The 6,710-nt window shown below is 39.7% G+C and carries 3 protein-coding genes and 1 pseudogene; 1 reads left to right on the top strand and 3 read right to left on the bottom strand.

The window, feature by feature from the left end; genetic code table 11:
• Positions 1 to 754: pseudogene (locus tag HT719_RS10845) on the top strand (transposase); the annotation flags it as partial.
• Between the two features lie 90 nt (positions 755 to 844).
• Here the strand turns inward: HT719_RS10845 and pyk are convergent.
• From pyk to HT719_RS10860, 3 genes are all read right to left on the bottom strand, one after another.
• Positions 845 to 2,350 carry a pyruvate kinase gene (pyk, locus tag HT719_RS10850; RefSeq protein WP_172929209.1) on the bottom strand — a complete coding sequence of 502 codons (1,506 nt, stop codon included), beginning with the start codon at positions 2,348 to 2,350 and terminating at the stop codon, positions 845 to 847.
• Between the two features lie 58 nt (positions 2,351 to 2,408).
• On the bottom strand, positions 2,409 to 3,416 hold the full coding sequence (gene pfkA, locus HT719_RS10855; protein WP_000820871.1) for a 6-phosphofructokinase: 1,008 nt from the start codon (positions 3,414 to 3,416) through the stop codon (positions 2,409 to 2,411).
• Positions 3,417 to 3,498: 82 nt separating this feature from the next.
• Positions 3,499 to 6,600, bottom strand: coding sequence for a DNA polymerase III subunit alpha (locus HT719_RS10860; protein ID WP_172929210.1), 3,102 nt, complete (start codon positions 6,598 to 6,600; stop codon positions 3,499 to 3,501).
• Positions 6,601 to 6,710 lie beyond the last annotated feature (110 nt).

The following is a 6,710-nucleotide window of genomic DNA, read 5'->3' on the forward strand; positions in this document are numbered from 1 at the left end:
GAACACAAGCTATCATTCGTAATCACTTTCTTAAGTATGATAGAGCTGTCCGATGTCGCGTCAAAATTATTACTATGGATATGTTTAGCCCTTATTATGCCTTGGCTAAACAGATTCGCTTTCAAATTTCTAGGCTCAGGCTGAAACAGTCTCCCAGACTGTTTCACTCCCGAATGCTAAAATCGTTCTAGATCGCTTTCATATTGTACAACATCTTAGCCGTGCTATGAGTCGTGTGCGTGTCCAAATCATGAACCAATTCGATAGAAAATCTCATGAATACAAGGCTATCAAGCGCTACTGGAAGCTCATTCAACAGGATAGTCGTAAATTGAGTGATAAACGTTTTTATCGCCCTACTTTTCGTATTCACTTGACCAATAAAGAGATTCTTGACAAGCTTTTGAGCTATTCAGAAGACTTGAAACACCACTATAATCTCTATCGGCTCTTACTTTTTCACTTCCAGAATAAAGAGCCTGACAAATTTTTCGGACTCATTGAGGACAATCTAAAGCAGGTTCATCCTCTTTTTCAGACTGTTTTTAAAACCTTCCTCAAGGATAAAGAAAAGATTGTCAACGCCCTTCAACTACACTATTCTAACGCCAAACTGGAAGCGACCAATAATCTCATCAAACTTATCAAGCGCAATGCCTTTGGTTTTCGAAACTTTGAAAACTTCAAAAAACGGATTTTTATCGTTCTGAATATCAAAAAAGAAAGGACAAAATTTGTCCTTTCTCGAGCTTAGCTGACTTCAACCCACTACAGTTGACAAAGAGCCCAAAAAAGCCTATCACACAAGCTCTAAAGCTGGATATGATAGGTTTTTATATTTTTCTTAACGTACTGTGCGGATACGCATTGTATTTGTACGAACAGCTTCTCCTACTGGTACACCAGCAACGATAACGATATCATCGCCTGACTCAACGAGACCTGCTTCTACCGCTTTACGTTCAGCGATTTCGAACATATCGTCAGTTGAAGATGGAGCATCTGTCAACATTGGGATAACACCCCAGTTCAACATCAATCCACGTTCTGTCAATTCATCAAATGTCAATGCTAAGATGTCAGCATTTGGACGGTATTTAGAAATCAAACGTGCAGTATGACCTGTCTTAGTAAGAGTTACAACCAATTTGATATCCATTGAGTTAGTAGCATCTTTAACAGCTGAAGCCATTACTTCTGTCTTAGAGTTACGTTCAAATGAATCTGAATCCAAACGTCCGTATTCATTAAGAAGAGTTTGAGCGTTCTTGTCTATTGTAGCCATTGTAGTTACTGACTCGAGTGGGTATTTACCGTTTGCAGACTCGCCTGACAGCATTGTAGCGTCAGTTCCGTCGATAACAGCGTTGAATACGTCTGATACTTCTGAACGAGTTGCACGTGGTTTTTCAGTCATTGTTTCAAGCATGTTTGTTGCAGTGATAACAACTTTACCTGCAGCATTGACTTTCTTGATAATCATTTTTTGGTAAACTGGAACCATTTCGAATGGTACTTCGATACCCATATCACCACGAGCGATCATGATACCATCAGCTGCTTCGATGATTTCATCCAAGTTATCGATACCTTGTTGATTTTCGATTTTAGCGAACAATTGAACATGCCCGTTTCCAGTTTCTTCACAGATTGCACGAACTTCGTTCACGTCTTTTGCAGTACGTACGAATGAAATCGCAATAAAGTTGATACCTTGTTCAAGACCAAAGCGGATATCGTCGTTATCACGTTCAGCAAGGGCTGGGAAAGGAATTTTAGTGTTAGGAATATTCACACCTTTTTGTTTAGCGATGATACCATCGTTTTCAACTTCCACTTCAAATTCACGAGTTGCGTCATCTTTAGCAACCACACGAAGACCAAGTTTACCGTCGTCAACCAACACTTGACGACCAACTTCAACATCATCATAGATATCCAGAGCACCAGCAACGTTCAATGCAATCACTTCACGAGTTGATTTGATTCCTTGTTTAGTTGCAACACGGATTTTCTCACCAGTTTTGTATGAATACTCTTTAGCTTCACCTTCGAACAATTCTGTACGGATTTCTGGTCCTTTTGTATCAAGAAGGAAACCAACTTTTTTACCTGCAAGTTTTTCAGCAAGTTTAACAGTTGCCATACGCTCACCTTGTTCTTGGTGGTCACCGTGTGAGAAGTTGAAACGGAATGTGTTAGCACCAGCTTCAATCAATTTAGCAATGTTTTTAGCTGAAGCTTCAACATCAAGTTTTTCACCCCAGTATCCGTCATCACCGAATTTTTTACCACCACGGATTTCTACCGCAGGACCCAAAGTTGCAACGATTTTTACACGTTTGTTCATGATTTTTTGTGACTCCTTTATATATATGACCTTTTGGTCTTATTAACTAAATTATGAATTATGACAAGCAATTGTTCAATTGTGACAGGTCAAGATCAGCTTTGTGTGGATTATTTACAATAATCTTACCGTCTGCTGCCAAACTAAACAATGCTCCTTCTTCTGCAGTACCAAGAATTGGATTTTCAACCATTTTTTCGTTACGAATACCTACCGCAACACCACCGATACCTTTTTTAAGAAGTTTAACGGCATGGGCACCCATACGTGACGCCAATACACGGTCACGCGCAGTTGGAGAACCACCACGTTGAATATGTCCAAGTTCTGTCACACGAAGATCGGTCGTATCTCCAGCTTCTTTTAGTTTTTGAGCAAATTCATCTGCTGACATAACACCCTCTGCCAAAACGATGATATTGTGTCTTTTACCACATTCATAGCCAGCTTTGATACTTGCTACGATATCTTCAATTTTGAAGTCTTCTTCAGGGATGATAATTTCATCAGCACCAGTTGCGATACCAGCCCAAAGAGCGATATCACCAGCGTTACGCCCCATAACTTCGATGACAAAAGTACGACGGTGACTTAATGATGTATCACGAATCTTATCGATAGCGTCCATAGCAGTCGTAACCGCTGTGTCAAAACCGATTGTGAAGTCAGTACCAACGATATCGTTATCAATTGTACCTGGAAGACCGATAGCTGGGAAACCATGCTCAGTCAAACGCATAGCACCGTGGTAAGATCCGTCACCACCGATAACAACTACACCTTCAATGCCGTGTTTTTTCAATTGCTCAATCCCTTTAAGTTGCCCTTCAAGTTGAGCGAACTCTGGGTAACGAGCTGAGTGAAGGAAGGTACCACCACGAGAAATGATGTTTCCTACTGAAGCCGCATTTAAGGGATGAATTTCACCCGCAACCATACCAGCATATCCGTCATAGATACCAAACACTTCCATTCCTTCTGAAATTGCTTGACGAACAACTGCACGGATAGCAGCGTTCATACCAGGGGCGTCTCCACCACTAGTCAAAACAGCAATACGTTTCATATTGGTTTATGCTCCTTTTTCTTTTAACAGTCTTCTTGATTATACCACATTTGATTTTAAAATTCTTCTATTTTCCGTATTTTTAGCGATAAATCGTTTTCATAACGATTTCATTCAATTTCGCTTCTAATTCATTGGATTTAGCTACAAAATGATGAGGGGAAACGATTGTTTTCTGTTCCTCTTCATACCTGATGATGACTGGGATTGGACCTTTATACTGGTCTAAAATACGTGAAATTTCTTGATCCGATTTATGATTTTTCACCTGTATCCAAAAGCGTTCAGCAACTGCTTCTCTTATTTCTTGTGCAATCATTTGCAGACGACCATCACGTGACTGGATTTTCCCTTTTATATAGTAGAAAGCTCCCTCTTTTATTTCCTGCCCAACCTGACGATATAAGTCTGAAAAGAGGGTAACATCCAATTTTTTCTTACTATCATCTACCTGTAAGAAAGCCATATTTTCACCCTTTTTGGTACGAATTACTTTTATTTTCTGAACTTCAACCAAAATAATAGCGTAGCTATTTTCTGATAAATTTCCGATTGGGGTAATCGGGTAAATAGCCTTATTTGCGATAGTTTGTAGGGGATGTTTGCTAACACCTATCCCTAAAAGCTCTTGTTCCATATAGAATTTTTCTTGCTCTGTCCAATCTTCCGATTCCTGCCAACTATAAATAGTATCTCCAAATAAACTTCCCAACTCTTTCACAAATTCAAATAGATTGGCTAAGTTATTAAATACTTTTTGACGATTTTTTTCAAATAAATCAAAAAGACCAACTTTTACCAAAGGTTCTAGCAGAGGTAGTTTCAGATAATTCTCAGGTAATTTAGCTATAAAATCTTCAATGTTAGAATAGGGTCTATTTTCAATAATCCAGAGAGCTAAATCATTACTGACTCCCTTAATCGATTTCAATCCTAGATAGATGGACTTGTTGGCAATTTTATCGTGATAGGGAATGGTGTTGATGGACAGAGGAGCCACTTCAAAGCCTGCTTCAAGTGCATCTATTAAGTAATCACTGTTGGCAGAATTCAACATGACCTGATAAAAAATGGCTGGATAATGCGTTTTGAAATAAGCCAACTGGAAGGCCAAAGCTGAGTAAGCATAGGCATGTGACCTGTTAAAACCATAACCTGCAAACTTCTCCATGACATCAAAGACCTGCTCTGCTTTTTCCACAGTATGACCAGCTTCTAAAGAACCTTGAATAAAGGAAGCCCTCATCTCATGCATGGCAGAGGCATCCTTTTTCCCCATAGCCCGACGCAAAATATCGGCTTTCCCTAGACTAAATCCGGCAAATCGCTGGGCAACCTGCATAACCTGCTCCTGATAGAGCATTATGCCGTAGGTTGGAGCCAAAATATCCTCCAGTACTGGATCCAGAACAGTCACTTCTTCCTGCCCATGCTTTCTTGCCACAAAATTATTGATATAGTCACTAGCACCTGGTCGATTTAGGGAAGTAGTTGCTACGACATCTTCAAAACAGACTGGTTGCACACGTTTGAGTAGGCGAATGGCACCAGGTTGTTCAAATTGAAAGATACCTTTTGTATTTCCAGAGGCAAATAAAGCTAACGTTTCTTTATCTTCCAAATCAATCTCGTTGATAGCTATCTTAATCCCTTCTGTTTCAGCAAGCAACTCTTGCATTTTCTGAACAAAGGTCAAATTTCGCAGTCCCAGAAAATCCATCTTCAAAAGACCGCTAGCCTCAACTCCATGAGCATCATACTGAGTCAGTGGAATTTCATCACCATGCTTTAGAGGAATGTAATTGGTCAAATCTTGGTCGCTAATCACAACACCAGCTGCATGGACAGAGGTTTGTCTTGGATACCCCTCAATCTTGCAGGCAATTTCAAAGGCTTTTTGGTATTCTAACTTACTATTAATTTGCTGACGAAACTGGAGATTGCCCTCATAGGCTGACTTGAGATTATCACGGAAACTGATTTTCTTGGTAATTGCGGATAATTCATACTCTGGAACACCAAAGCGTTTCAAGACATCACGCAGAGCTTGCTTGGCACCAAAGGTAGAAAAAGTAACGATTTGTGCCGCATGTTTACTGCCATATTTATTACCAACATATCTGATAAAATCTGGACGATAAATATCTGGGATATCAATATCAATATCAGGCATGGTATAGCGTTCACGATTGAGAAAGCGTTCAAAAATCAGATTTTTCTCTACTGGGTCAATCCCTGTAATATCTAAGGCATAAGAAACCAAGCTACCAACTGCAGAACCCCTTCCCATTCCCATATAGTAGCCATTCAGTCGTCCAAAACGCAACAAATCCCAAACAACCAAGAAATAATCATCAAATCCCATATCATGAATAACAGCCAATTCTTGGTCTAGACGGTCTTGATATTCTTTACTAGTCAATCCCTTCTGAGCAAGCCCAAGCTCAGCGCGTTCTCTCAACTCTTCTACTGCTGGTCTAGCTGGGTTAAAACGAGGCAGTTTCAGACTCGTATCCAAGTCGTAAGAAATGCCTGAAATCAGCTTTTCTAAATTGTCTAAGGCTTGCGGAAATCGTTCTAGGAATAATTTCTCTAAAGAACTTGCTGATATAAGGACATCTTGTCGTGAGCGCAAGGGAACTTCTCTAAGCGGTAGGTTTTCTTTAATCGCTGTTAAAACTTGAAGAACTTCTCTATCCCTGCTTTCAAAAGCATTGACCCGATAGAGGGGCAAGATTGGATGATAAAATTCGCTTGCTGGTGTTTCCGGATAAACCCCTATATAGTAATCACAGCCTAGTTCTAACGACTCCAGTCCATCAAAATAAGGCACAATTACCGCAATATCATTTAAGTACTGAGATAAAACCGACCAATTTTTCTCCCCCTGCATCTTGGCTGTCGAAAGCTTCATCAACTGCTGATAGCCCACACTAGATAAAGCTAAAAAGCGCAGATTCACTTCCTGAGCATCCACAAACACAGTCATTTCAAGCCCTAATAAAGGATGAATGCCATATTTTTTTGTAACCTCTAGAAAGTCAAAAGCACCATAAAGATTGTCAATATCCATTATAGCCAGATGAGTGTAGCCGAATTCTTTAGCTGCTCTCACATACTTTTCAATCGAAATGACGCTTTCCATAAAACTATAGACTGTTTTTGTATCTAGTTGTGCGATCAATTTACACTTCTCCTCTATCCTTCTCACTATATTATACCATTTTCACCTATAAAAGGCTTCTCTTGAGAAAAATTTCATCAGTTTACTAATTTACTCCCGACTTTATCACT

This window comes from Streptococcus sp. k-378 (assembly GCF_013277505.1).
Taxonomy (GTDB): domain Bacteria; phylum Bacillota; class Bacilli; order Lactobacillales; family Streptococcaceae; genus Streptococcus; species Streptococcus pseudopneumoniae.